We start from the raw sequence: 23,470 nt of genomic DNA on the forward strand, positions 1-23,470 counted from the left end.
CGAATCCGGACGGGGCCACAGGGTTATCGCCTGTCCCAGCTGACGTTCGCATTCTCGCGGTCCCAGGTGGTCGCGGTGGCGCCCTCGTCGCGCAGTTGATACTTGTGCACCCGGCCGACCGCACTGACCGGCAGCGCGTTACGGAATTCGATATAGCGAGGCAGCGCAAAGTACGGCATCCGGTCCTTGAGCCACTCGAACAGCTCGATCTCGCTGAGCTGGGCGCCGGCTTTGAGCACCGCGGTGACCTTGAGATCGTCCTCGGTCACCTCGGAGGGCACCGCATGCACGGCCACCTCGGCGACCGCGGTGTGACCGAGGATGACCTGCTCGACTTCCTGGCTGGAGATGTTCTCACCACGACGACGCAGGTAGTCCTTCTTGCGGTCCTCGAAGTAGAAGAAGCCATCCTCGTCGAAACGGCCGAGATCTCCGGTGTGGAACCACAAGTTACCCATCACAGCTGCGAAGGCATCCGGACGCTCCCAGTATCCTTCGAACATCACGCTCGGGCGTTTGGGGCGGCAGACGATCTCGCCGACCACCCCGGGCATCACCTCTCGGTCGCAGTCATCGAAGATCCGGACGTCGAAGCACTCGGTGTTTGCCTTGCCTGAGCTTCCCGGCGGTGCCGCGATGCCGGCGGGCAGAGTGGTCAGGGGAAATCCCTCGGTGAGCCCGTAGGCGTTGCCGCCGACCACCTGCACACCGAACCGTGAGCGCCAGATATTCTGCAGCTCAGCAGGAAACGGCGCACCGTGCACAACACGAATCTGGCCGTGGCACGATGACATCTCCGGTGTGTCGTCCATCCGAGCGATCAGCGAACCCATCGACCCGAGCAGGTTCACCACCTGCGCGCCGCAACGTTGCATCTCCGGCCAGAAACCCGAGACCGAGAACCGGCCAGCGATCGATGCCGGACTGCGCAGCAACATGCTCCCGACGACCGTGCCGCTGACCAGGTTGAAGTGATAGATCGGCAGCGGGCTCCAGTTGAGCTCGCCCTCTTTGCGTCCGCACTGCTCGATGAACCCACGGGCCGAGTTGAACACGTACCCGTTGGAGATCACGCAGCCCTTCGACGGACCCGTCGTTCCGCCGGTGTAGATGATCAGCGCGGTATCGCGAGCATCCCGCACCACATGGGCGGCTTCGTCTGGCTCCAGCAAGTAGTCGGCCAACGGTTCCACCGAGACCGCACCGATCGAGGAGCACATGGTGGATCCGCGTACCAGAATACGTTCCAAATGAGGAAGATTCGTGATCTCGGTACGAAACCGGTCGACGAAGTCCGCCTCACAGATCACGATCCGGGCGCCGGAATCCGCGACGACATGCGTCAAGAAGCTGCCCTTGAGGGCCGTGTTCACCGGCACCCAGATACCGCCGCGCAGGTTGGTGGCGAACCACAGCGACACCGCGTCCACGTTGTTGTCCAGCATCGTGGCCACCGTCTGGTCCGGCATCAACCCGGCCTTGCCCAGCCCTGCCGCGAACGCGGCGGCACGCTCGAAGATCTGGCGATAGGTGTACTCCTGGCCACTGAAGTCGAGAAACAGCTCATCGCCCACCTCATCGACACGTTCCCGAAGCAACCCGACGACGCTGGGCTCATCCCGCGGTGCGTACCACACATCAGACATCTGTTTGTGCATCCTCGCTTCCTGTGTGCCGCGGCGACCAGACCGGTGGCCGGCGTTCGGCATATGCGGTGAATCCTTCGTGAGCTTCCGTGGTCCTGATCGAGGCGCCCACGCTGCGATCGTCGACCAATGGAATATGTCGGTGTGCAGCTTCTTTCCATGCTGCGCGGGCCGCAGGACCGGCCTCGCGGAGATCGGAGGCGATACGTTCGGCAGCCTCCTCGAGGTCGTCATGCGGCACCACTCTGCCGATGAGGCCCATCGAAAGCGCCTCGTCGGCCGAGAACGAGCGTGCGGTCAGGGCAAGTTCCTTGGCACGCGCCAAGCCCACCACGGCGGGCAGTATTGCCGAACTCCACGGCGCGGCGACGCCGAGGCGCAGTTCCGGCAGCCGGAACCGGGCCCGGTCGCTGGCCACGGCGACATCGGCGAGTACGGCAAACCACACTCCACTGGCCTGGCAGTGTCCGTTGATCACGGCAATGACGGCAACCCCGGTGCGGTGCAATATCGGGAACGGGAGTTCGACATCCTCGCCATCTTCACCGTCCTCGGTGTGCGCGCCCGGATCGCCACCGGCGATGAAGACATCACCGCTGCCGGTCACCACCAGTACGTCGAGGTCGGGATCGGCCTCGACCTTTTCGATGAGGCGGGCGAGGCCGGTGTACATGGCATCCGACATGGTGTGGGGTCGATGCGGATTATCCACAGTGCACCACGCGGTACGGCCGCGCCGCTCGACCCGCAGCCCGGTACTACTCAGATCCATCAGACACCCAGCATTCGTCGGCCGATGATGTCCTTCATGATCTCGTTTGTGCCTCCGTAGATGGCCATTGCCCGGCCGTCGCGCCAGGCCCGCCCGACGGCGCATTCCTCCATATAGCCGTAGGCGCCGTGCAACTGGACGCAGGTGTGCAGTACCCGGCTGTTGAGGTCGGTACACCACCACTTGGCCTGCGCCGCTTCCTCGCCGGTCAGCTCGCCGGCCAGATGCGCGGTCAGTTGAGCATCGACGAAGGCCTGTGCGACGTCGAGCTCGGTGCGCATGGTCGCCAGCTGGAACCTCGAATTCTGAAAGGATCCGATGGGTTGGCCGAACGCGTGCCGGGTCTTGCAGTAGGTCAAGGTCTCGTCGAACGCGGCACGCGCGTGTGCCAGCGCCGTCACCGCGATCGAAAGGCGTTCCTGCGGAAGCATTGTCATCAACTGGTAGAAGCCGCGGTCCTGCTCGCCGAGCAGGTTATCCGCCGGCAGGATCACGTTATCGAAGAACAATTCCGCCGTATCGGCGGAGTGTTGGCCGACCTTGTCCAGATTGCGGCCACGGCTGAAGCCCGCGCGATCTGCCTCCACGACGATCAGGCTCAGGTTTTGCTGCGCAGGTCCTTCGAACCCGGTGCGGCACACCACGATGACGAGATCTGCATTGATACCGTTGGATATGAACACCTTATTGCCGGTGAGCACGTAGGAGTCTCCGTCGCGAACCGCGGAGCTGGAGATCGCCGCAAGGTCCGAGCCGGTATTGGGTTCCGTCATCGCGATGGCACCGACGAGCTCGCCGGAGGCCAGCCCGGGCAACCACCGCTGCTGTTGTTCGGGGGTGCCGTACTTGATGATGTACGGCACCACGACATCCGCATGGTTGGAGATGCCCAGCCCGGCGTTCATCACACCGGCCCGGCACACCTCCTCAAGGAAGATGGCGTTGAACCGGAAGTCCGAAAGGCCGCCGCCACCATACTGTTCGGGGACGGCCACACCCAGTATTCCGGCGGCCCCGGCCTTGGTGAAGACCGCCTTGTCGATGATTCCCGCGTGCTCCCACTGCTCGAACTTCTCGGTGAGCTCGCGCCCGATGAATGTTCTGACGGAATCCCGGAACATCTCATGCTCGTCATCAAAAAGGGTTCGCTTCAACTCGGAAAACTCCTATGTGTTCGTGATCATGTCGACCATATTCGGCAATGCCTCGGCAATCGCGCCGACGTCGAGGCTGTGAATCGAAGGGCGCCGCTCCCCCACCTGCCAGGGCGCCAGCAGCAGTGAATCAACTCCCACATCCCGGAACGCCCGGACCGATTCCGGTGTCACGGCTCCGCGCAGTCCCGTTCGCGTCGTGAACGGGCGCGACGGCGCGTTGAGGGCGGACCTGGCGGTCTCCAGCCTTCCCATCATCGCTGCCACATCTTCGATGGTGTGGTTGGCACCGACCCAGCCATCGGCGACGGCAGCACAGCGCCGAGCCGCCACCTTCGATGTCCCGCCGACAAAGATCGGAATCGGCCGCCCAGGGGCGGGATTGACCGCAACAGCATCGAACGTGAAGAAGCGCCCAGTGTGCGCGACCGGGGCGCCGGTCCACAGTTTCGGTATCAGCCCCAACATCTCGTCCAGCACGGCGCCACGGGACGAGAACCACTCGTTGCCGAGCGCCTCGTATTCCTCACGGAGCCATCCGACGCCCACACCCAGCTCGAACCGGCCGCCCGACATTGTCGCCGCGGTCGCGGACTCCTTGGCCAGCATCACCGGGTGACGCAGCGGCGCGAGCAGCACAGCAGTCATGAAGCGGATGCTCGACGTCCGTGCTGCCAGATCGGCGATTGCGACGATCGGGTCTGGCAGCAGGGTGTCGGTCGGCAAGCTGGCAGGTCGACCGCCTCCGTAGGGATACGGGGACGAGAACTCCGCGGGCACCGCCGGGTGCTCGGAGAGCGCAACCCCGGTGACCCCGGCCCGCTCCGCCGCGAGGGTGAGCGCGACCAAACCCTCCGCGGGAAGGAACGGCAGCGACAGCCACACGTCCAAGCCGCGGGGGTGGCCCGCGGTCACTGCCGGGTCGCGGGAGGCTCGGGCAGTGCGAAGTTGAACACCCGCGATGCGTTGGTCTGCATGACCTTTCGCTTCACCTCATCGGAGAGCCCCGCCAGCTCCTTGTGTGCCACCTCGATGCAGTTGGGCCACGTCGAATCGGTGTGCGGGTAGTCGGTCTCGATCATCACGTTGTCGACACCGATCTTCTCGATGGACGCCACCCCGAACGGATCCTCGATGAAGCAGCCGAAGATGTGCTTGCGGAACAGCTCCGAGGGCATGACCGAGAGATCCAGTCCACCGGAGTTGCTCTCGTCGCCGCCCCAGCCCTTGAGATAGTCATCCGCACTGAAACCGTCCTTGGCCGCCCAGCCTCGCTGAACCTCCACCACGTGGTCACAACGCTCGATGACGTAGGGAATCCAGCCGATCCCGCCCTCGGACAGGCACAGCTTGAGATTCTCATACTTCGGCAGCCAGGGGCTGAACAGCCAGTCGATGCAGGCCGCAGCGGTACTCGCCACCGGGGAGAGCGCGATCACACCCAGCATGGGCATATCGGGAGATGTCGCGGGCAGTTGCGACGATGAGCCCAGGTGCATACAGAGCGGCATCCCGGTGTCATTGGCGGCGGCGATCATCGGTTCCCAGTACCCGCTGCGATCGTGAATGGATGGCAGCCCGAGCTGATAGGCGTTCTCGCTGAAGGCGATCGCCTTTGCGCCCATCGCTGCGGTGCGTTCGATCTCCTTGGCGGCCAACGCGGGATCCCACAGGGGCAGGATCACCATCGGAATCAGCCGGTCCGGGGCTGCCCCGCACCACTCCTCGATCATCCAGTCGTTGTAGGCCTGCACGCACAGCAATCCGAGTTCACGGTCCTCGGCCTCGGTGAACTCCTGTCCACAGAACCGCGGGAACGAGGGAAACGACAGCGAGGCAAGCACACCGGCGCGGTTCATGTCCTCGATTCGCGCGTTCGGCTCGTAGCACCCTGGCCGCATATCGGCGTAGGTGATGGGCAACGGACTGAAGTCCTCGCGCTTCTTCCCGGCCGCAGCGGAGAGGCCGGTGGTGGGCTTGCGCTTGCCTTCAAAGACCCACGCTTCGCCGTCGGCGTCACTCACGATGTGCGGGCCGGCCTCCTTGAACTTGGCCGGAAGTCGGTCCTGCCACACATGCGGCGGCTCCAGAACATGGTCGTCGACGGAGACCAGCCAGTCCAATGAAATGTCCGTCATCTTCTCTCCTTCGATTGTTGGTCGCGTCACGACGACGCGGCGGCCCTTGAGTTGCCGATCTTTCGGTCGGTGGTGTAGCTGTCCAGTTGTTCGCGGAATGTCGGCAGGGCAAACGTCTCGGCTTCCGCTGCGAAGGCGAAGTCGATCACGTTGCCGACAGCGGCGGTCACGTGCATGTTGAGCGCGCGCTTGGTGTCCCGCAGCGCCTGTTTCGGTTGGTCGGCCAGCCTTCGGGCCAGGGCATGTGCACTGGGCAGCACCTCCTCGGCGGGCACGACGTGGTTCGCCATCCCCAGGCGCTCAGCGGTGGCGGCGTCGATGCGGTCGCCGGTGAGCAGATACTCCTTGGCACGCAACATGCTCATCACCAACGGCCAGGCCAGCGCACCGCCGTCGGCGGCCACGAGCCCGAGGGTAACGTGCGGGTCCGCCATGAACGCCCGCTCGCTCATGAACACCACATCGGACAGCACCGCCAGGCTGCAACCCAGGCCGACGGCCGGACCGTTGACGGCGGCGATGACGGGTTTCGGGAAGGCGATCAGTTCGGTGACGATGCGGCGTGCCTCTGCCATGCTCCGGTAGCGAAAGTCCGGATCACTGGAGACGCGGTTGAGGAAATCCATGTCGCCGCCGGCCGAGAAAGCCCTACCGGCTCCCGTCAGCACGACCGCGCCCACCTCGTCGTCATCTCGCAGTCCGGCCCAGACATCCGCCAGTTCCGAATGCAACTCCTCGTTGACCGCGTTCATCCAATCCGGCCGGTTCATCGTTACCGTCCGGACACTGCCGGTGCCTTCCACAAGAAGGACACCCGAATCGCGATTGTTGTCGCCCATATAACCTCCGTCAGTCCCGTTCAGTATTTCCATCACCGGGCCGCACGGAACAGATTGCGACCATGCCATTAGCAGCACTGCCACGCTGCGTCGTCGATGGCACGGCCTGGCAGTCTCCGTACCACACTTGACGACGGCCCCCCGGAGTAGCATCACCACGCACATCTGTGCTGCACTCAGAGATGCTGTACCACAACGATATTGGCGCTCCACGAGAATCGTGTCACCGGCCGCCGGGACCGGCGGCATGATTCGTCGCGTCACAACACAACTTGGAGGACATATGCACGAGGCCGTGATCATCGATGCGGTACGTACACCCATCGGTAAACGCAACGGGTCTCTTGCCGATGTGCACCCCGCCGATCTGTCCGCGCATGTCCTGTGCGCGCTGGCCCAACGCACGGGTATCGACCCCGCGATGGTCGACGATGTGCTGTGGGGCTGCGTGAACCAAGTGGGCGATCAGGCCGCCCAGATCGGTCGCTATTCGGTCTTGGCCGCCGGTTGGCCGGAAGGCGTCGCCGCGATGACCGTCAACCGGGCTTGCGGTTCCAGCCAATCGACGTTCGATTTCGCTGCCGCCCTGGTCCGCTCGGGGCATTACGACATGGTGGTGGCCGGCGGCGTGGAGTCGATGAGCCGGGTGCCGCTGGGCGCCGGACGCGATCTCGGCCGGCCGTTCGGCCCACGCGCACGGCAGCGGTATCGGTCCGAGTTACGCGACGGGGGTTTCCCGAACGAGGATTTCAACCAGGGAGTGGGCGCGGAGTTGATCGCGCAGCGCTGGGCGCTGACCCGTAGGCGCCTCGACGAGTTCTCGGCCCGCTCGCATGAGCTGGCGGCCTCTGCGATCGACGCCGGGGCGTTCGACACCCAATTGGCCCCGCTGCCGGACAAACCGGATTTCTCGACCGACGAGGGGCTGCGCCGTGGCACCAGTCCCGAATCCCTGGCCGGCTTGAAACCGGCGTTCCAGGCTGACGGTGTCATCCACGCGGGCAATTCCTCGCAGATCTCCGACGGCGCATCGGCCACCCTGATTTGTGGCGCCGCCAAGGCCCGTGAACTCGGGCTGACACCCATCGCCCGCTACCATGCCGGCGTCGTGGCCGGTTCAGACCCCGTGCAGATGCTGACCGGACCGATCCCTGCTACCGAAAAGCTCTTGCGCAAAACGGGATTGGATATCTCCGATATCGGCGTGTTCGAGGTCAACGAGGCGTTTGCCTGTGTACCGCTGGCCTGGCAGGACAATTTCGGCGTACCCGAGGAACGTCTCAACCCGCTCGGAGGCGCCATCGCGGTGGGCCATCCGCTCGGGGCATCTGGCACTGTGCTGATGACCAGGATGATTCATCACATGCGCGACAAAGGACTTCAGTACGGCCTCCAGACGATGTGCGAGGGTGGCGGGACGGCCAACGCCACTGTCGTCGAACTCGTGTGAGTGGTGCTTGCAATGCTCTCATCGCCTCGGTCTCGCTGGACTGGGCACATTTCGGCACGATGACAACCATGAAGATCTCGGTGAACTACGATCTGTGTGAATCCAATGCCCTGTGCTGCTTCGCCGCACCGGAAATTTTCGAGGTACGCGAGGACGAACTGCTCTACGTCCTCGACGACAACCCGCCGGAAACCATGCGTGCCGAGGTCCACGAGGCGGCCAACGCGTGCCCGAAGCGAGCCATCACCATCGATGACTGATCGTTTGGTGGCTTGAGCTCATGTGTAGGCCCGGATAAAGGCATCGACACCGTCGACGAGGATCGAGTCAATGGCATCTCCGGCAGATGCGGCCGAGGCGTCGACGGTGTCCTGCACGAGGAGGACCGTGAGCGCGATGAAATGCTCGGCCGCCCGGAGCGGAGAATCGGTGCGGATCGCACCTTCCTGTGCGAACTGCACCATCCGCTCGGTGAACAGCGCCATCGGCTTGCTGTGTTCCGGTCCGAGCACGCGATTGCCGTCGGAGGCGGCGTTCACCAGGTTGCGGTATTTGAGGTAGTCGGTGGACGGCAACGCCTCCGCGGCCACCCGCCGTACGAACCCCAACAGTCCATCGCGCAGATCGCATCCCGTCGGTAGCTCGTCCTCGAGCGCCGCCGCCACCGTCACCAGCACCCTCTCCGTCAGCAGCTCCACGATCGTGGAGAGGATGTTCTCCTTGTCACCGAAATGGTCATAGACGGTCCGCTTGGACACATCGGCGCGGGCCGCGATCGCGTCGACACTGGTCGACTTGAACCCTGCGGTGAGAAATAGCTCCTGAGCAGCGTCGAGAATCGCCCGACGCTTGATCTCCGAGCGGCCGCGACGGCTCGAGCCGGTGGTCCCGGTGGTCGTGGTGGTCATGTGCTGAATCAACTCCAAAGTGTGACGAATATCAAACTAAACTACTCGGTGTAGTGTAGTCTCGACTTGTGAACAATGGTGTTCCAGGTACAACGCAGAGCACGGATGCAACAGGATCGGTCATCCCGCAGGCCCACGGCGTACGCCCGGTGCCGCCAGCTCCTGGACACCATCGCGCCTTTCCGCGCGGCCCGGTTCGCGACCCCTCACCGTCCGAGCCCCGGACGGACCCAGCCCCCGCGACGAGGAGACTGCCCCATGGACGACCGCACCCTGACTCTTCCCGGTCCCGCACCGACCCTCGGTACCGATCTTCGTGTGCCACAACTGGCCGGAACGAGCGGCCACAACCGGACCACGGAGGACCAGGCCCGGCGAAACTCGCTGGCGGCGTTCCTGCGGGCCCGGCGGGAATCGCTGCAGCCCGAGGACATCGGGATTCCGCGAAGGGGTCGCCGACGTGTGAAGGGACTGCGCCGCCACGAGGTCGCCGACACCGCGGCAGTGAGTGTCACCTGGTACACCTGGCTGGAGCAGGCTCGCGACATCCACACCACCCCGCAGGTCATCGAAGCCTTGGCCCGTGCGCTGCAACTCGACGAAAGCGGGCACAGCTATCTGCGCCGGCTCGCCGGAGTCGCGCCGCGTACCACCTATATCGACGCGCGCGACATCGGTTCGAGCATGAAGGCCCTGGTCGACAATTTGCTGCCCAACCCGGCGCACCTGATGCTGCCGGCCTCCGACCTGGTGACCTGGAACCGCTCCTACGCTCAGCTGTTCGTCGACCCCGCGACCTTGGCCCCGGAACACCGCAACGGCCTGTGGATTCAGGTCATGTGTCCGGATATGCGCGACCGCCTCGTAGATTGGGAAGTGGAAACCCGGCGTGCCGCGGGCCGCTTCCGCGCCGAAGCCGCCAAGTACCCCGGTGATCCGCACTTCGCCAGCGTCGTCGACAGACTCACCGCCGAGAGCAGTTTCTTCCGTGACATCTGGGAACGCCACGAAGTTCAGGGGGTCGCAGACCATGTCGAGACGATCAACCACCCCCGGGTTGGTCACGTGCGTGCCCGGCTGATGCAACTGCGCCCGTTGGAGCATCCGAACATGTTGTTGATGGTGCACATGCTCGCCGACAACGAATCTCGGGAACGGATGCAAGCCCTGCTGGCCGATTGACATAGGCCGGCCGGTCACCGCAGGCGCCAGCGCAGGACCGCCACACGCCAGCCCTGGGACCCGAACTCGACATCGTCGAATCCCAGATCGACGGACTGCCCGATCCGCAGACCGCGGCCGTCGGCCGGTCCGTCGATGTACCCGGGCATCAGCAGGTCGGCCTGTTCATCGAGCCGGACCAGGGCGACAACCGATGGCGCCGCATCGGTGCCGGGCCGGTGACCAACGGTCCACGACGCAATGGTGCCACGGCCGCTCGCCGCAACCCAGTCCCAATCCAGTGAACTGCAGTCGCCGCACACCGCGCGGGCCGGCCAACGCAGCCGTCGGCAGCGAGCGCAATCCTGGACAAGCAGCTCACCCCGCTCCAACGCATCCCACCACGGCGCCGAATCAGCGTCGGCCAGAGGATGATCGGTCATAATGGCTACCCTCCCCGCTTCAGGATGACCGCACCGGTGATACCACTGTTGATCCCCGGTTGAGCGGTCGACAGCGCCACCTCGGCACCGGTCACCTGCCGGTCACCACATTCATGGCGCAGCTGCCGTACCGCCTCGACGACATGGTTGAGGCCGTGCACGTATGCCTCGGACAGATGACCACCGTGGGTGTTGACCGGAAGCCGACCACCGATCCTCGTCTCCCCCGCCGCGATCATCGACGCCGCCCCGCCGGGTTCACAGAACCCGTATGCCTCTAGCTGTAACGGCACCAGCGAGGAGAACGCGTCGTAGAACTCGGCCACATCGATGTCGTCAGGACTCATTCCCGCCGCCTCGTACAGTCGGGGCGCCATCCGGGTCGCCCCCGACATGGTGATATCCGAACGGCGGTTGGAGGCCAACTGGCTGCCGCCACCTGAGGCGGTGGCGCAGATGGTCACCGGCAGAGCCCTGGTATCCCGGCTCTGGGCCGGTGACGTGACGACCATCGCTACGGCAGCATCGGTTTCGATACAGCAGTCGAACAGCCGCAGCGGTTCGTAGATCCACCGCGAACCGAGATAGTCGTCCATGGTCATCGGTTCCCGCATCATCGCTGCGGGATTACGGACTGCATTGTCGCGCTGGTTGATCGCGACGTGTCCGAGATCCTCCTCGGTGATGTCGTACCGGTGCATGTAGGCGCGGGTGAACATGGCGAACTGTGCGGGCGCGGAAACGTGTTGGTAGGGAAGCCAGTACTGTGCGTCCGAGGACATTCCGGTCATGGTCGCCGCACCGGACATCCGCGGACCCGAGCGCGCGTTCAGCGCCCGCCACACCACGACACACCGAGCCTGGCCGGTCGCCACCGCCGTAGCCGCCGCGGCCAGTGGTGCGATACAGGAACTTCCGCCTCCGAACACATCTCGGATGAATCTCACATCGGCGATACCCAGCACCTGGGCGACCAGTGCAGGGTCCGCCGAGTCGGCGATACGGTGACACGCCACCCCGTCGACATCACGAGCCGTCAGCCCGGCATCGGCGAGCGCGGCCGTGATGGCCCGCACCGCGAGGGTGAGCGTGGAGACGCCCGAGCGTTTGGAGTAATCGGTACACCCGACACCGACTATTGCGGCCGCGTCCCGAAAAGGGTTGTCCACAAATCGAATCTATCGAATGTCGCGGGTCCCGGCATGGTAGACCGCCCACTATCACCAATGCCCATACGCTGGCTGCGTCGACGGTCCCCTGCCCCCGACCATGGTGGCATCACAACCATTTTCGTCGTCGTCAACCGCGGCTAGCCTGCTGACGGAATGATGGTTTGCCTTCTCACGCGGCCCATCCCAATCATACTCACGGCGAAAGAGACACGATGACGACGCAGAACCATCGAACCGAGGCGCGCGGTCCACTGCTCGGACTTAAAGTGCTCGATGTGGGCCAGCTCGTCGCGGGCCCGATGATCGGCACCTATCTCGCCGACTGGGGCGCCGATGTCGTCAAGATCGAGCAACCACGAGTCGGTGACCCGATCCGCAAGCTCGGATCGCACTCCGGCGCTCCCCTGTGGTGGAAGATCAACGGCCGCGGGAAGCGTTCCATCGCTCTGGACCTACATGAGCAGGCCGACCGCGATGTGCTGTTGACGCTCGTGCAGTCGGCCGACATCTTCATCGAGAACTTCACTCCCGGCACCATGGAACGCTGGGGACTGGACTATCCAACACTACGGTCGATCAACCCTGGGCTGATCATGCTGCGCGTCAGCGGCTTCGGCCAGACCGGTCCGAACCGTGCAAGCCGGGCGTTCGGCCGGATCGCCCAGTCCTTCAGTGGATTCTCGTCGGTGAACGGGTTTGCCGACCGCCCTCCGGTCCACCCTGGCATCCCGGTCGGCGACTACTTCGGCGCACTCACCGGCACCGCCGCCGTGCTGGCAGCATGCCTGGAACGGCAGAAATCCGGCGAGGGCCAAGAGATCGACCTGGCCCTGTACGAGGCCTGCTTCCGCCTGATGGAATTGATGACCGCCACCTACGACCAGGAGGGCAGGGTGATCGGCCGGGAGGGCACCTCCAACACCTATGTGGCACCGGTCGGTACCTGGAAAACCGCTGACGGAAAATGGTTCTCCCTGACCGCCAGCACGCAGCCGGTGGCCGAGAGGTTGCTGCAGACCGTGGGAGGAGCGGAGTTGGCCGCCGACGACCGGTTCGCGTCGAACTCGCTGCGAGTCGCCAACCGAGAGGAACTCGACGCGATCCTGGCATCCTGGGTGAACCGTCACACCACCGCGGAACTGATCCGCATCTGCGATGACAGCGACGTCGCCTATTGCGTCGAGTACGACGCCGCCGACATTTTCGCCGATGCCCACTATCAGGCGCGGGGCTCCATCGAAACGGTGCAGGACCCGGTGTACGGTCCGATGCGGATGCCCGCGGTGGTTCCCCGGTTCAGCCGAACCCCCGGGTCCATTCGGTGGACCGGCGAAGAGCTCGACGCCAGCCGCGATGAGGTTCTCAGCGATCCGGCCTGGAAGAACGGGACACCCTGACCGGTTTCCACCGCCCGATACCGAAAAGGGCCGAACACCACTGGTGTTCGGCCCTGTTCGGTATCGGGCATCGGAGTCGGCTCATCGACCGGTGAAATCACCCGCCCGGCCCTGCGTCATCGCCGACAGGGCCTCGCCGACATCATCGGTCGTGGCCAGCACCGCGACATGGGAAGACACCATGTCCAACGCCGGCCGCAATTCCAGACTTGCTGACTGCCTGGTGACCCGCCGGATCATCCGCACGCTCGCCGGTGGGTTCGCCGCAATGGACCGTGCCAGCGTCATGGTTGCGTCGGACAATTCGTGCGGCTCCACGACACGGTTGACAAGTCCGATCCGCAGTGCCTCGGCAGCATCCACCGGCTCCCCGGTGAGTAGCAGCTCCAGCGCACTGGCCAGACCGACCAGACGTGGCAGGAAGTAGGCACCCCCGCCGCCGGGTGCCAGCCCGAGCTTGACGTAACCCTCGGAGACCCGAGCCGTGGTCGACATCACCCGTAGATCGCACATCAGGGCCATGTCCAGACCGGCCCCGACCGCCACCCCGTTGATCGCCGCGATGATCGGCTTACCGAGATCCTCGACAGCCAGGGCAATCCGCTGAATACCGGCATGCAGATCGGTTTTTCGTTCAAGCGGGGTCAGTGGGTCGGTGAGCCAGGCCAGATCGATTCCGGCACAGAAGGCCCGGTCGCCGGCTCCGGTCAACACGACCACCCGCACGTCGTCATCGGTTCGACAACGTCGCAGGATCTCCTCCCAGTCCCGGATCATGCTCATGGTGAAAGCATTTCGCGCCTCGGGCCGATTGATGACGAGGGTGCCGATACCGTCGGCAACCCTGAAGTCGAGATGGTCCATGTGATCTCCTGTCTTTCATTCACCCGGCTGTGTCTCCGGTGACGACTCCCAACGCGAACCCGTGACACAGTCGAAGAGATCGGCGGCACCCAGCACTGTCCGGCCGACACGCCGGGCGTGGTGGCTCACGCTGCCGAACTCGTCGACCCAGCTCCTCGCGCGCAGCGTCGACGGCCACAGCGAATGCTCGATACTGGTTCCCATTGCGCCGTGTAGCTGATGCGCGGAGCCGGTCACCGCACCGACCACCGGGCCCAGTACCGCCCTGGCCATCGACACCGCGTACTCGGTGCGGGTGTCCCCGAACCCGAAGTCGGTGGCGGCAGCAACTGCCAATGTCACCGCGGCACGCGCGCGCTCGATATCACCGGCCATGACAGCCAGGGTGTGCTGCACGCTCTGTAGCTTGCTCAACGGTCGGCCGAACTGCACCCGCTCGCGACAGTGCCGCACCGAGGACTCCGCCGCGGCATCGAGCGCACCGATCAGCTGGACACACCGGGCCCACGCCCCACGGCATTCGTACTCATCGGCGACGGCCGGGTCGACGGGATGCAACATGTGACTGGCGATCTCGAAGGCGATCTCGTCGCGCGGCTCACCGGCCAGATTCATGCCATCGGTGATCATCCCGTCGGCGGGATCGGCCAGCCCGACGTGGAAGGTCGCGGCGTCGCAGCCCGGCCCGCGCACCTCGACCAGCACCACCCGGGCGGCCGACCTCGCCCACGGGACAGCGTCCGCCACACCCGTGACCAATCCTCCCAGCGGCGTCCCGACGGCCCGGCCGGCCGTCAACGGCCCGCCCGGTACCTCGATATCGGCGCGTTGCATCAGCCAGGCCGCCAGCAGGTCCGTCTCGGCGACCGGGACCGCGGCGCTGTTCCGGGCCAACCAGTACAGCACCACCGCGAGGTCAGCGGGTCCCGCCTCGTTGTCCGCATCGCTGGTGAGCCGGTCGAGTCCGCTGGCGGCCAGCGCATCCCAGAGCTGCCCGTCGAAGGTGTCGGGCCGCCGTCGACGCCCGGCGCGGGCGTCGGCGGATCGTCGACCGAGATCGCCGGCCAGTTCGGCAAGCGCATCGAACTCGCCGGCCCCGGACGAGGCGCCGAACACACCATTGGCCAGCACAGCGTCGAAGTTCGTCATCGCAATCCCATTCCCCGCGCCACCACACCGCGCAGCACCTCGTTGGTTCCACCCCGCAGTGTGAACAGCGGCCGGTGCAACCACGCGGTGTTCACCATGGCCTGAAGTCCCGGGTCGGTCGGTATGCGGTCCAGCAGATCCGCGACGATATCGACCGATTCCTGTTCGAATCGAGTTCCCAGATCCTTGACCAACGCAGCCTGGTTGGCGGCCGGTTGCCCGGCCACCAATGCCCTGGCCACCGCCACCGACAGTTGCCGCAACGACGTCAAACGGGCGACCAGGTGGCCGATTTCGGCCAACACCGCATCAGGGGTGTCGGCCTGTACGGCCAACCGAGCCAGCGCGGCTGAGATCAGCGGCATCGTCGTCAGAATGCGTTCGGGTCCGCTGCGCTCGAAAGACAGCTCGGACGTGACCTGGTGCCAGCCGTTTCCGATGTCGCCGAGCACATCGGCCTCGGCGATCTCGACATCGTCGAACTGCACCTCGTTGAAGTGATGCTCACCGGACATCAACTCGATGGAACTGATCCGCACGCCGGGTGCGTCGCAGGGCACCAGGAACTGGCTCAGCCCGGCGTGCCGGTGTTCGGGATCGACAGCACTGGTGCGGGCGAGCACCACGATCTGGTGCGAATGGTGGGCTCCGCTGGTCCACACCTTGGTTCCCGACAGCTTCCATCCGCCCTCTGTTCTGGTCGCGCGGGTGGACACCGCAGCCAGGTCCGAGCCGGCGCCATGCTCACTCATGCCGATCGCTGAGTAGAAGCGGCCCGCAGCGATACGCGGCAGGATGCGGCGACGCTGCTCCTCCGTACCGTAGGCGAGCAGTGCGGGTGCGACTTGACGATCGGCGATCCAGTGCGCGGCCACCGGCGCGCCGTGGGCCAACAGTTCCTCGGTGACCACGTAGCGGTGCAGATGACCCAGGCCTGCCCCGCCGTACTCGAGCGGTGTGGTGATACCCAAAAAACCCGCGGCGCCGAGACGTTCGCTGAATCCTTCGTCCCAGCAGGACAACCATGAGTCGACGTGGGGAGTCCAACCGTGCGCGTCGCGGTCGGCACGCAGAAAATCCCGGATCCCACTCCTCATCGCCGTCAGTTCGGCACTGTTGGCAGTCAGGTCGGCGAGGGCTCCACTCACCGACGGCATGGCGTCGGTGCTCATGGGCGCACCGGCAACGGACCGGCGAGTCCGCGTGGCGCGGTGCCCCACAGCCAGCGCGCCGCCTGTTGCAGTTCGTCGAATTCCAGGCGTTCGCCGTTCCGCGCCACGTAGTGGTGCGGGGCCTCGGTGAACCCCTCGATGCGGATCAGTCGGCGACCGTCGATGCGCAGAATCTGCCCGGTCAGCCATGACGCCTGCGGGGATTGCAGCCAGGCCACCACGGCCGAGATGCACGCCGGGTCGAGTTCCGGATCGGCGGCCCGCTCGTCACCGAAGAACGCTGCACTCATCCGGGTCACCGCCAGCGGAGAGATCGCGTTGACCGCGACCCCGTAACGCTGCATCTCCAGCGCTGTGACCATCGTGAGCGCGCCGATGCCCGCCTTGGCCGCACTGTAGGCGGCCTGGCCAGGGTTACCCCACAGCCCGGCACCGGAGACGGTATTGACGATGTGCGCATCCACGGCGTGTCCGCTCCTGGCCATCGAGCGCCAGTAGTCGCAGGCGTGTTTGGTCACCGCGAAGGTCCCCTTCAGGTGGACATCGACCACCGCGTCCCAGGACTGTTCCGTTGCGCTGGTGATCACCTCGTCGCGCAGAATCCCCGCGTTGTTCACCACACCGGTCAGCGTCCCGAACATCGATACCGCCCGGGCGACCATATCCCGGGCATCTCCCCAGTCGGTGACGGACCCGGTGTGCGCCACCGCGGTTCCGCCGGCGCTGGTGATCTCGGCGACGACGGCCTCGGCGGGACCGACACCACCACCGCTGCCGTCACGATCCACGCCCGGATCGTTGACCACCACCGCGGCGCCGTGCGCCGCGAGCTCCAGGCAGTGGGCACGTCCGATACCCCGACCCCCGCCGGTGACCAGAACCACCTGACCGTCCAGTGCTGACATATCCGATCCCTTCTCGATCACAGGCCGAACAACTCGGCTATCCTTCTGCGCCGCAACGACCAATCGGCATCACGCAGGTCTGCGTGACCGTTTTCGGTCACGATGAGGTCCACGTCGCAGGCCGGTGTCGACACCGGCCTGCTGAGTTGCTCCACCAGCGGAGGGCAACCGTTCACCGTCGAGGGAGTCGCGATGATCGACAGTCCCCGCGGATGCATTCGGGCGGCGGCGCAGAAGTCCGGGTGCCCACCGATCCCGCCGATGACCTTCTCGCCCCGCCCCTCGACGTTCACCTGTCCCACGTGGTCGATCTCGACGGCGGTGTTGACGGCCATGAAAGGGAGCCCCCGTGACAGCCGGGTCAGATCGTGGGTGTACTGCACACCGCGCAGAATCGGCCGCCCGTCCGCCCAGGCGTAGAGTTCCTGTGTCCCAGTCAGATACGTCGCCGACGGGTTGCCGCAGAGCAGTCCGCGGCGCTCCAGATCAACCACCGCGTCGGTGAGAAGGCCGGTGTCCACATGGAGTGGCACCGCAGCCCGGCGCAGCAGCGCTGTTCCCAATTGTCCAGGGCCATACTGGATCCGGGTACCGGCCGGGATGAACCGCAGCACCGCGTCGGCAAGGGCATCGTGCACCGCTTCCGGTTCCCGGTGGTGGCTGGCCGGGCCCACACAGCTACGGGCGATGATTTCGACCTGCCCCGGGTTCAGCGGCGGCTCGGCCGAAGCCATCGGGGTGGCCTCGTCGACGACGGCCAGCACCGGTACCCCGCCCTCGACCAACGCGCGCTGGTAGGACACCTCGCTGCCGAAGTGCAATGCGCCGGCGCGCTCGACGAGGCGGGTGATCAGCAGCTGCGGCCGCAGTCGGTCGGCCAGCAGCGCCGGCCATGCCGAGAACCGGGCTGGAACGAACCGGGTAGTGGCACTGTGCATCAACGGCCGCGCTCCGGCGCCGGGCATCAAGACGATCAGCTCGTCGAAGGCCCGCGCGTCCAGGCCTTCGGCAATTTCGGGCAGCCAACCGACGACCAGCCGGATCCCGCCGATCTCGGCTGCCGCACTGCACAGTGCCTCGCACAGCGAGGTGCCGTCAGGCAGTCGTCCCGGCGTCCCGACCCCGTCGCCGAGGGCCACCGTCATCCCCGGCCTCAGTCTCGCCCGGAACACCGCCGCCGGAGTCAGCGTGGTCAATGCGGTTCCCGGGGCAACCTCAGAACCCGCTCGGCAAGGATGTTGCGCTGAATCTCGCTGGTTCCGCCCAGAATCGTCTGGGCTCGCCCGACGAGCATGTGCCGCACCAGTTCATCGAGCTCGGGATCGACACACGCATCGATGCCAAGCACATCGGTGGCCAGGTCGGACAGATCCCGATCGGCTTCGGAGGCAACCAGTTTGAGCACCGAGAACTCCGGTGATGTCACATCACCGCCGGCCACGGCACGTTGCCAGGTGTGGCGCAGCAACCATGTCCTGGCCCACAACTTCGTCAACGCTCGGGCCAGCACCGGGTCGAGTACACCGCGGCTACGCGCCGTGGCGACCAGGGCGTCATGGCGGCGGAACATCGCCACCGCATGGGTGCCCAGGGTCAACCGCTCCCGCCCGAGCATCGCCAGTGCCAGCTCCCAGCCTTGGCCCGGGCGGCCCACCAGAGCGTCATCCGGGAGTTCGACACCGTCGAGAAACACCTCGTTGAACTTCGACTCCCCGTCAATCTGACGCAGCGGGCGCACCGTGATACCCGGGGTGCGCATCGCGACGATGAACATCGACAATCCGCTATGCTTATCGGATCCCGTGCGGGCCAGTAGAATACCGAAATCAGCGTGCGCCGCACCGGAAGTCCACACCTTCTGCCCGTCTACCCGCCAGCCCGTCTCGGTACGCTGAGCGCGGGTGCGCAGCGACGCCAGATCGGAACCCGCCTCGGGCTCGGAAAACAGCTGACACCAAATGTGTTCGCCGGTCCGGATGGCTTCGAGGTGTCGCGCCTTCTGCTCATCGGTGCCATAGCGGATGAGTACCGGACCGACCAGGTCGGGCCCGAAAATACTGAACTGCCGGGGAACCTCGGCGTAGGCACACTCCTCCGCGAACATCGCCTGGAATGCCACGGACGCATCCCGTCCACCGTGCACGGTCGGCCAGTGCAGGCAGGTGTAGCCGTGCTCTGCCAGGAACGTGTGCCAAGCCGATCCCGGCTCGACGTCGGCCCCGGTGGGAGTGGGTCCGTAATCGCGCAGTCCTGCCGGTTTGGGCGCAGCGGCCAGGAAAGCGCGCAGTTGCGCACGGGTGACGGTCGGGGAAGCGGTCATGACGCCACCCCGGTCAACGCGGCTGATTGCTCCAGCACCCTCCAGTGCCCGGCCGGTGACCCGAACAACACCTCATCGGTGCGGGCCCGTTTGACATACAGCCCCACGGCATGTTCCCAGGTGAAGCCGATACCACCGTGGATCTGCAGGTTGGCGTGCGCGGCACTGCGCAGAGTTTCCGAGCACACCGCCTTGGCCATGCTGACCAGCCAGGGCGCATCTGGGTCGGCGGAGTCGACGGCCTCGACCGCGGCCAACGACGCCGACCGGGCCATCTCCAGTTCCACCAGCATGTCCGCGCATTTGTGTTTGATGACCTGAAACGAACCGATCGGCCGGTCGAACTGCTCACGCACCCGGGCGTATTCGACCGCCATCTCCAGTACCCGTTCGGTGGCGCCCACCTGCTCGGCGGTCAGGACTGCGATGGCATATCGCAGGCTGTCACCGACGATGTCCCCGACCGGGCGACCGGCTGGAAGCTGCCGGGCCGTCGCGGCGTCCAGGCCGACGGTCGCCATCGGCCGGGTCGCATCCAGTACGGGTTGCGCGGTGATCGTGACACCCGGCTGATCGCGCTCGACCAGGTAAAGCTGCGGCCGCCCGTTCTGGGCGGCGAGTACCACGATGTGCTCGGCACCCGCCGCGCCGAGAACGTGGCGTACCGATCCCGAGAGCCGGCACTGCCCACCGTCGCCGGATGACACCGGCAATGCAGCATCGTCGACGAGACCGTCCTTGGTCGGCACGGCCGCCGCGGCCGTGCGGCGCCCGGCAGCCAGGTCTTCCAACAGCTCAGCGTCCCCACCGGTTGCGGTGAGCAGTCTGGTGGTCAGCACCGCCGACGACAGGAACGGTACCGGCGCCAGCGCCCGGCCCATCTCGTGAGCGATCACGGCGTGTACCGCGATCGGACAGTCATCGTCCTGGTCACCGTCGGGGATACCGATCGCGGCCACGCCGACCTGGCTGCACAGGGCTTCCCAGAGCTGACGGTCGAAACCGCGATCAGCCACGGGTTCCTCGTAGGCGACGGCGCGCAGCCGGTGATCGGGCAGCAGGCGAGCGCAGGCGGCACGGACCGAAGAGCCGAGCGTCGCTCGCTCTTCAGCGGAAAGCACAGTCATCTAAGATCTTTCGCGATATTCGTGAGATTCACACAGGATCGACAGCATCAGTTATACCGCCGGGCGGCGGGTGACAAAAGCTGCGACGGGGGTATGGAAGACACCCCCTACGTGCGCTCTACGCGACGACTCGGCTACGGGTTAGTCTGCTGTGCACCAAAAGCTTCGAGATCTTCGCCGCCGCCGCCAGCAGGTGCTCTTCGAGTTCGTCCCGGGTGCGCACCGAACGACCCGAAGCGAAGGCAAGCCCCAGCGCCGCAGGCATGCTCGTATCGGCCAGCGGTGCGGCAAGGCAGGTGACCCCGTAGCGGAACTCCTGGTCACTGACCGACAACGGGCAGGCCACCAGATGCCGCTCCAACCGTGCGCTGGTCGCGATGGTGTGACATGTGTAGCCGTGCAATGGATTCTGCGACAGATACGCCTCACGCTGGCCGGCTCCGGCGTGGGCCAGAATGCTCTTGCCGATCGCGGTGGCATGTCCGGGAAGTTGTACGCCCGGCCAACAGTCGATCTGCGGAGCCGCGGGGTGTTCCACCATGCTCCAGATTTCGACGTCGCCGTGCATCAGGCCACCGATCATGACGTGTGACCGCGTGGCAGCGGTCAGGCGCGCCATCGCCTCACGCACCAGTCGATAGTCCCGTGCGCGACCTTCCAGTTCAGCGACACTGGCAAACTGTGAACCCAGCGCGTAGCGACCATCCTGCGTGCGGACGAGATACCCCTCGTGCACCAGGGTCCGCACCAGACGATACACCGTGGCCACCACGATTCCGGTTGAGTCGCTGAGGGATTTGGCCGTCAACGGCCCTCGCTCGGCCACGATGTCGATGAGCTTCATCCCCCGCTGGAGGCTCTGGATCAGAGTGGGTGCCGTCGCGTCCACGGGTCAGCACACCCTGTTGACGGTGGCCAACGACCGCGACTCTGCGGTGGCGAAACCAGTCCAGTCCAACCGCCCACCCAGCACATAGGCGCCGTCATCCAACCGGATCAGATAGCCGTCGTGGACCAGCGTTCGCAGCAGGTGGTAGGTCGTCGGAAGGGGAAGCCCCACCTGGCGAGCAACAGGCTTTGCGCACAGTGGACCCTGTGCCGCCACCACGTTGATGATCCGCAAACCGCGCTGCAGTGATCGAACCAAGGCCTGTTCTACGCCTACCACCGCACCTCCCGAGCTCAAGGCCGAGTGAATGTTGTCCGTACGCAGCGAACTCTAGGGAGCCACCGACCGCCGGAACAAGGGATAGCTCGTTGCTAGCATTTCCGCTAACACCGATGGGATCCGACGACGGCGACCATCCAGGATGGCACTCAACGGGCTCTGTGTCGCCGGACAGTTGGTCAGCCTCCGGCGGCGAAGAGCATCGACTGCCAGGTCTGCTCGGGACGGTGTTCGGCCAGATTGGTCAGTGTGTAGACGTTGCCGTCCGGGCCGACATAGGACCCGTCGGCGGGGCGATAGGAAGCGAACGCTACTGGAATATCGGCAGTTTGGCCTGTCACCGGCGGCGCCGAGGAGGCGGGCGCAGCCTGCGGTGTGGATCCCGGTGCTGCGTCCGGCACCGGTGTGTCGGTGTCGACCTGTGGGATCCCCTGACCCGACATGGTGGCGTTCGGGTCCCCCTTCCAGTTGAACCCGTCGTTGAGCGGGACATACTCCTCGTCGCTATTGCACATCCTTGCCGTCGGCGCGCGTTTGCCCGGCGTGCTGACACACGGGAGGTTGCGCGCGCCACGCACATTGAAGGGAGAGTCCTGTGGCACCCGGCAGTACAGATCACCCGGTGGGCGGTCCGGATAGTCCTCGAACGCCGGTGAACGCTGCTGGCTGGGAGGAAGAAACCCGGTCAGACAGGGGGGTGGCACGTTCAGGTTGAGATCGAAGGTGACGAATGGCCCCTTGTAGGCGCTCATGACTCCCATACCGGGCACCAGGGAACTGCCGAGAACAGCGATGGCCTGGGGGACGAGCACCAGGATCTGACGCACGCCGGCCTGATAGGTGACCGCCAGCTCGGCGATCCCGGCAAGGTTGGCGAGCATGATCGGTAAGGATGGCTGCAGCCGATCGAACAATTGGCGGACCTCTCCCGCCGCGTCGGCCCCTTCCCTGATGAGACCATGCACCGCGGCATCACGCTGGGCCAGCTGCCCGGTGATCCTGGCCAGGTGCGATGACCACGCTCTGATCTCGTCGGCGGTGTCGCTCTGGGTGTCCAGCACGGGGGCCGATTCGTCGATCAGGGTCGTGAGCGCGCTCAGATCCGACTTGGCACCGGAGGCCAGTTCCGTGGATGCCCGGACCAACCGGGCCAGATCCGGCCCCAGACCGCCGAACGCGCTGGCGCTCTCGTCGATGACGGTGCGCAGATTGTCCGCGGGAATGGCGCTCAGGCCTCGGTTGGTCTCATCGAGAATGGTATTGATGTCGACCGGAATTCCAGTGCGGTCGATGGCTATCACGTCGCCGTCGCGCAACGCGGTACTTCCCGCATCGGCCGGCGGGGTGAGTTCGACGTACTGCTCGCCGATCGCCGACCTGCTGTGCACGCGTGCGGTCACGTCCGCGGGGATCGACACATCGGAGTTCAGTGACAGGTCGGCCTCGATGCCGGTATCGGTCAGCCGCACGTCGGCAACCCGCCCCACCCCCAGCCCGCGGTAGGTGACATTGCTCGACGGATAGAGTCCGCCGGTGCTCGGCAGCGCAATGGTCACTCGGTACTGGCCGACGCCGAAGACCCTGGCCGGCACCTCCATGAATCCGACGCTCATCACCATTGCCGCCACCAGCGACACCACGGTGAATACGGCAAGCTGCACCCTGGTCCGTTTGTTGAGTCTCAT

General features: G+C 65.5%; 23 protein-coding genes. 4 read left to right on the forward strand and 19 right to left on the reverse strand.

Annotated features, from left to right (window positions below; translation table 11 throughout):
- Positions 1-23 precede the first annotated feature (23 nt).
- The 6 genes from V4U86_RS21470 to V4U86_RS21495 are packed head-to-tail and all read right to left on the reverse strand — an operon-like array spanning position 24 to position 6,480.
- Positions 24-1,646 carry an AMP-binding protein gene (locus V4U86_RS21470; RefSeq protein ID WP_395307931.1) on the reverse strand — a complete coding sequence of 541 codons (1,623 nt, stop codon included), beginning with the start codon at positions 1,644-1,646 and terminating at the stop codon, positions 24-26.
- The gene (locus V4U86_RS21475) at positions 1,639-2,418 is read right to left on the reverse strand and encodes an enoyl-CoA hydratase/isomerase family protein (protein WP_395307932.1); all 780 of its coding nucleotides are present in this window, start codon (positions 2,416-2,418) and stop codon (positions 1,639-1,641) included. Before V4U86_RS21475 ends, V4U86_RS21470 begins: the two co-directional genes overlap by 8 nt.
- Positions 2,418-3,572: an acyl-CoA dehydrogenase family protein gene (locus V4U86_RS21480; RefSeq protein WP_395307933.1), complete on the reverse strand. Its 1,155-nt coding sequence runs from the start codon at positions 3,570-3,572 to the stop codon at positions 2,418-2,420. The genes V4U86_RS21475 and V4U86_RS21480 overlap by 1 nt, the downstream gene beginning before the upstream one ends.
- 12 nt (positions 3,573-3,584) lie before the next feature.
- Positions 3,585-4,457, reverse strand: a complete 873-nt coding sequence (locus V4U86_RS21485) for a TIGR03619 family F420-dependent LLM class oxidoreductase (RefSeq protein WP_395312151.1) — start codon at positions 4,455-4,457, stop codon at positions 3,585-3,587.
- A 26-nt stretch (positions 4,458-4,483) separates the two neighbouring features.
- Positions 4,484-5,710: an amidohydrolase family protein gene (locus tag V4U86_RS21490; protein WP_395307934.1), complete on the reverse strand. Its 1,227-nt coding sequence runs from the start codon at positions 5,708-5,710 to the stop codon at positions 4,484-4,486.
- A 26-nt stretch (positions 5,711-5,736) separates the two neighbouring features.
- Positions 5,737-6,480, reverse strand: a complete 744-nt coding sequence (locus V4U86_RS21495) for an enoyl-CoA hydratase/isomerase family protein (protein WP_395307935.1) — start codon at positions 6,478-6,480, stop codon at positions 5,737-5,739.
- 352 nt (positions 6,481-6,832) lie between these two features.
- Between V4U86_RS21495 and V4U86_RS21500 the strand changes: the two genes are divergently transcribed.
- Positions 6,833-7,999 (forward strand): thiolase family protein, encoded by a 1,167-nt coding sequence (locus V4U86_RS21500; protein WP_395307936.1) that lies wholly within the window; start codon positions 6,833-6,835, stop codon positions 7,997-7,999.
- Between the two features lie 59 nt (positions 8,000-8,058).
- The gene (locus V4U86_RS21505) at positions 8,059-8,259 is read left to right on the forward strand and encodes a ferredoxin (protein WP_395307937.1); all 201 of its coding nucleotides are present in this window, start codon (positions 8,059-8,061) and stop codon (positions 8,257-8,259) included.
- 18 nt (positions 8,260-8,277) lie between these two features.
- Here the strand turns inward: V4U86_RS21505 and V4U86_RS21510 are convergent, their stop codons facing one another.
- Positions 8,278-8,907 carry a TetR/AcrR family transcriptional regulator gene (locus V4U86_RS21510; RefSeq protein WP_395307938.1) on the reverse strand — a complete coding sequence of 210 codons (630 nt, stop codon included), beginning with the start codon at positions 8,905-8,907 and terminating at the stop codon, positions 8,278-8,280.
- Between the two features lie 258 nt (positions 8,908-9,165).
- Between V4U86_RS21510 and V4U86_RS21515 the strand changes: the two genes are divergently transcribed.
- Positions 9,166-10,089, forward strand: coding sequence for a helix-turn-helix transcriptional regulator (locus V4U86_RS21515; protein ID WP_395307939.1), 924 nt, complete (start codon positions 9,166-9,168; stop codon positions 10,087-10,089).
- Positions 10,090-10,103: 14 nt separating this feature from the next.
- Here V4U86_RS21515 and V4U86_RS21520 read toward each other — a convergent pair whose 3' ends face one another.
- Positions 10,104-10,511, reverse strand: a complete 408-nt coding sequence (locus tag V4U86_RS21520; RefSeq protein ID WP_395307940.1) for a Zn-ribbon domain-containing OB-fold protein — start codon at positions 10,509-10,511, stop codon at positions 10,104-10,106.
- A gap of 5 nt (positions 10,512-10,516) precedes the next feature.
- Entirely contained in the window at positions 10,517-11,680 is a 1,164-nt protein-coding gene (locus tag V4U86_RS21525; RefSeq protein WP_395307941.1) for a thiolase C-terminal domain-containing protein, read from the reverse strand.
- Between the two features lie 215 nt (positions 11,681-11,895).
- On the opposite strand from V4U86_RS21525, the gene V4U86_RS21530 reads away from it, so the two are divergent.
- Positions 11,896-13,080, forward strand: coding sequence for a CaiB/BaiF CoA transferase family protein (locus V4U86_RS21530; RefSeq protein ID WP_395307942.1), 1,185 nt, complete (start codon positions 11,896-11,898; stop codon positions 13,078-13,080).
- An 81-nt stretch (positions 13,081-13,161) separates the two neighbouring features.
- Here V4U86_RS21530 and V4U86_RS21535 read toward each other — a convergent pair whose 3' ends face one another.
- The 10 genes from V4U86_RS21535 to V4U86_RS21580 all read right to left on the reverse strand — a co-directional run bounded on the left by V4U86_RS21535 (position 13,162) and on the right by V4U86_RS21580 (position 23,470).
- Positions 13,162-13,944, reverse strand: a complete 783-nt coding sequence (locus V4U86_RS21535; protein WP_395307943.1) for an enoyl-CoA hydratase/isomerase family protein — start codon at positions 13,942-13,944, stop codon at positions 13,162-13,164.
- 15 nt (positions 13,945-13,959) lie between these two features.
- On the reverse strand, positions 13,960-15,093 hold the full coding sequence (locus tag V4U86_RS21540) for an acyl-CoA dehydrogenase family protein (RefSeq protein WP_395307944.1): 1,134 nt from the start codon (positions 15,091-15,093) through the stop codon (positions 13,960-13,962).
- The gene (locus V4U86_RS21545; protein ID WP_395307945.1) at positions 15,090-16,265 is read right to left on the reverse strand and encodes an acyl-CoA dehydrogenase family protein; all 1,176 of its coding nucleotides are present in this window, start codon (positions 16,263-16,265) and stop codon (positions 15,090-15,092) included. Before V4U86_RS21545 ends, V4U86_RS21540 begins: the two co-directional genes overlap by 4 nt.
- A complete protein-coding gene (locus tag V4U86_RS21550) occupies positions 16,262-17,170 on the reverse strand; it encodes an SDR family NAD(P)-dependent oxidoreductase (protein ID WP_395307946.1) in 909 nt (302 codons plus the stop codon). The genes V4U86_RS21545 and V4U86_RS21550 overlap by 4 nt, the downstream gene beginning before the upstream one ends.
- A gap of 17 nt (positions 17,171-17,187) precedes the next feature.
- Positions 17,188-18,315, reverse strand: a complete 1,128-nt coding sequence (locus V4U86_RS21555) for an acetyl-CoA hydrolase/transferase C-terminal domain-containing protein (protein ID WP_395307947.1) — start codon at positions 18,313-18,315, stop codon at positions 17,188-17,190.
- Between the two features lie 47 nt (positions 18,316-18,362).
- A complete protein-coding gene (locus V4U86_RS21560) occupies positions 18,363-19,490 on the reverse strand; it encodes an acyl-CoA dehydrogenase family protein (protein ID WP_395307948.1) in 1,128 nt (375 codons plus the stop codon).
- Entirely contained in the window at positions 19,487-20,617 is a 1,131-nt protein-coding gene (locus V4U86_RS21565) for an acyl-CoA dehydrogenase family protein (RefSeq protein WP_395307949.1), read from the reverse strand. The genes V4U86_RS21560 and V4U86_RS21565 overlap by 4 nt, the downstream gene beginning before the upstream one ends.
- Before the next feature lie 118 nt (positions 20,618-20,735).
- Positions 20,736-21,506 carry an IclR family transcriptional regulator gene (locus tag V4U86_RS21570; RefSeq protein WP_395307950.1) on the reverse strand — a complete coding sequence of 257 codons (771 nt, stop codon included), beginning with the start codon at positions 21,504-21,506 and terminating at the stop codon, positions 20,736-20,738.
- A 3-nt stretch (positions 21,507-21,509) separates the two neighbouring features.
- On the reverse strand, positions 21,510-21,785 hold the full coding sequence (locus tag V4U86_RS21575) for a helix-turn-helix domain-containing protein (RefSeq protein ID WP_395307951.1): 276 nt from the start codon (positions 21,783-21,785) through the stop codon (positions 21,510-21,512).
- A 179-nt stretch (positions 21,786-21,964) separates the two neighbouring features.
- The gene (locus V4U86_RS21580; RefSeq protein WP_395307952.1) at positions 21,965-23,470 is read right to left on the reverse strand and encodes an MCE family protein; all 1,506 of its coding nucleotides are present in this window, start codon (positions 23,468-23,470) and stop codon (positions 21,965-21,967) included.

The sequence above is a fragment of the Mycobacterium sp. AMU20-3851 genome (genome assembly GCF_043974665.1).
In the GTDB taxonomy this organism is placed as follows: Bacteria; Actinomycetota; Actinomycetes; order Mycobacteriales; family Mycobacteriaceae; genus Mycobacterium.

What these genes read in the sequence shown, in the direction of transcription:
- V4U86_RS21470 (WP_395307931.1), bottom strand. Translation starts at nt 1,646, where the DNA reads ATGTCTGATGTGTGGTACGCACCGCGGGATGAGCCCAGCGTCGTCGGG.
- V4U86_RS21475 (WP_395307932.1), bottom strand. Translation starts at nt 2,418, where the DNA reads ATGGATCTGAGTAGTACCGGGCTGCGGGTCGAGCGGCGCGGCCGTACC.
- V4U86_RS21490 (WP_395307934.1), bottom strand. Translation starts at nt 5,710, where the DNA reads ATGACGGACATTTCATTGGACTGGCTGGTCTCCGTCGACGACCATGTT.
- V4U86_RS21495 (WP_395307935.1), bottom strand. Translation starts at nt 6,480, where the DNA reads ATGAACCGGCCGGATTGGATGAACGCGGTCAACGAGGAGTTGCATTCG.
- V4U86_RS21500 (WP_395307936.1), top strand. Translation starts at nt 6,833, where the DNA reads ATGCACGAGGCCGTGATCATCGATGCGGTACGTACACCCATCGGTAAA.
- V4U86_RS21505 (WP_395307937.1), top strand. Translation starts at nt 8,059, where the DNA reads ATGACAACCATGAAGATCTCGGTGAACTACGATCTGTGTGAATCCAAT.
- V4U86_RS21510 (WP_395307938.1), bottom strand. Translation starts at nt 8,907, where the DNA reads ATGACCACCACGACCACCGGGACCACCGGCTCGAGCCGTCGCGGCCGC.
- V4U86_RS21515 (WP_395307939.1), top strand. Translation starts at nt 9,166, where the DNA reads ATGGACGACCGCACCCTGACTCTTCCCGGTCCCGCACCGACCCTCGGT.
- V4U86_RS21520 (WP_395307940.1), bottom strand. Translation starts at nt 10,511, where the DNA reads ATGACCGATCATCCTCTGGCCGACGCTGATTCGGCGCCGTGGTGGGAT.
- V4U86_RS21530 (WP_395307942.1), top strand. Translation starts at nt 11,896, where the DNA reads ATGACGACGCAGAACCATCGAACCGAGGCGCGCGGTCCACTGCTCGGA.
- V4U86_RS21535 (WP_395307943.1), bottom strand. Translation starts at nt 13,944, where the DNA reads ATGGACCATCTCGACTTCAGGGTTGCCGACGGTATCGGCACCCTCGTC.
- V4U86_RS21540 (WP_395307944.1), bottom strand. Translation starts at nt 15,093, where the DNA reads ATGACGAACTTCGACGCTGTGCTGGCCAATGGTGTGTTCGGCGCCTCG.
- V4U86_RS21545 (WP_395307945.1), bottom strand. Translation starts at nt 16,265, where the DNA reads ATGAGCACCGACGCCATGCCGTCGGTGAGTGGAGCCCTCGCCGACCTG.
- V4U86_RS21550 (WP_395307946.1), bottom strand. Translation starts at nt 17,170, where the DNA reads ATGTCAGCACTGGACGGTCAGGTGGTTCTGGTCACCGGCGGGGGTCGG.
- V4U86_RS21555 (WP_395307947.1), bottom strand. Translation starts at nt 18,315, where the DNA reads ATGACGGTGGCCCTCGGCGACGGGGTCGGGACGCCGGGACGACTGCCT.
- V4U86_RS21560 (WP_395307948.1), bottom strand. Translation starts at nt 19,490, where the DNA reads ATGACCGCTTCCCCGACCGTCACCCGTGCGCAACTGCGCGCTTTCCTG.
- V4U86_RS21565 (WP_395307949.1), bottom strand. Translation starts at nt 20,617, where the DNA reads ATGACTGTGCTTTCCGCTGAAGAGCGAGCGACGCTCGGCTCTTCGGTC.
- V4U86_RS21580 (WP_395307952.1), bottom strand. Translation starts at nt 23,470, where the DNA reads ATGAGACTCAACAAACGGACCAGGGTGCAGCTTGCCGTATTCACCGTG.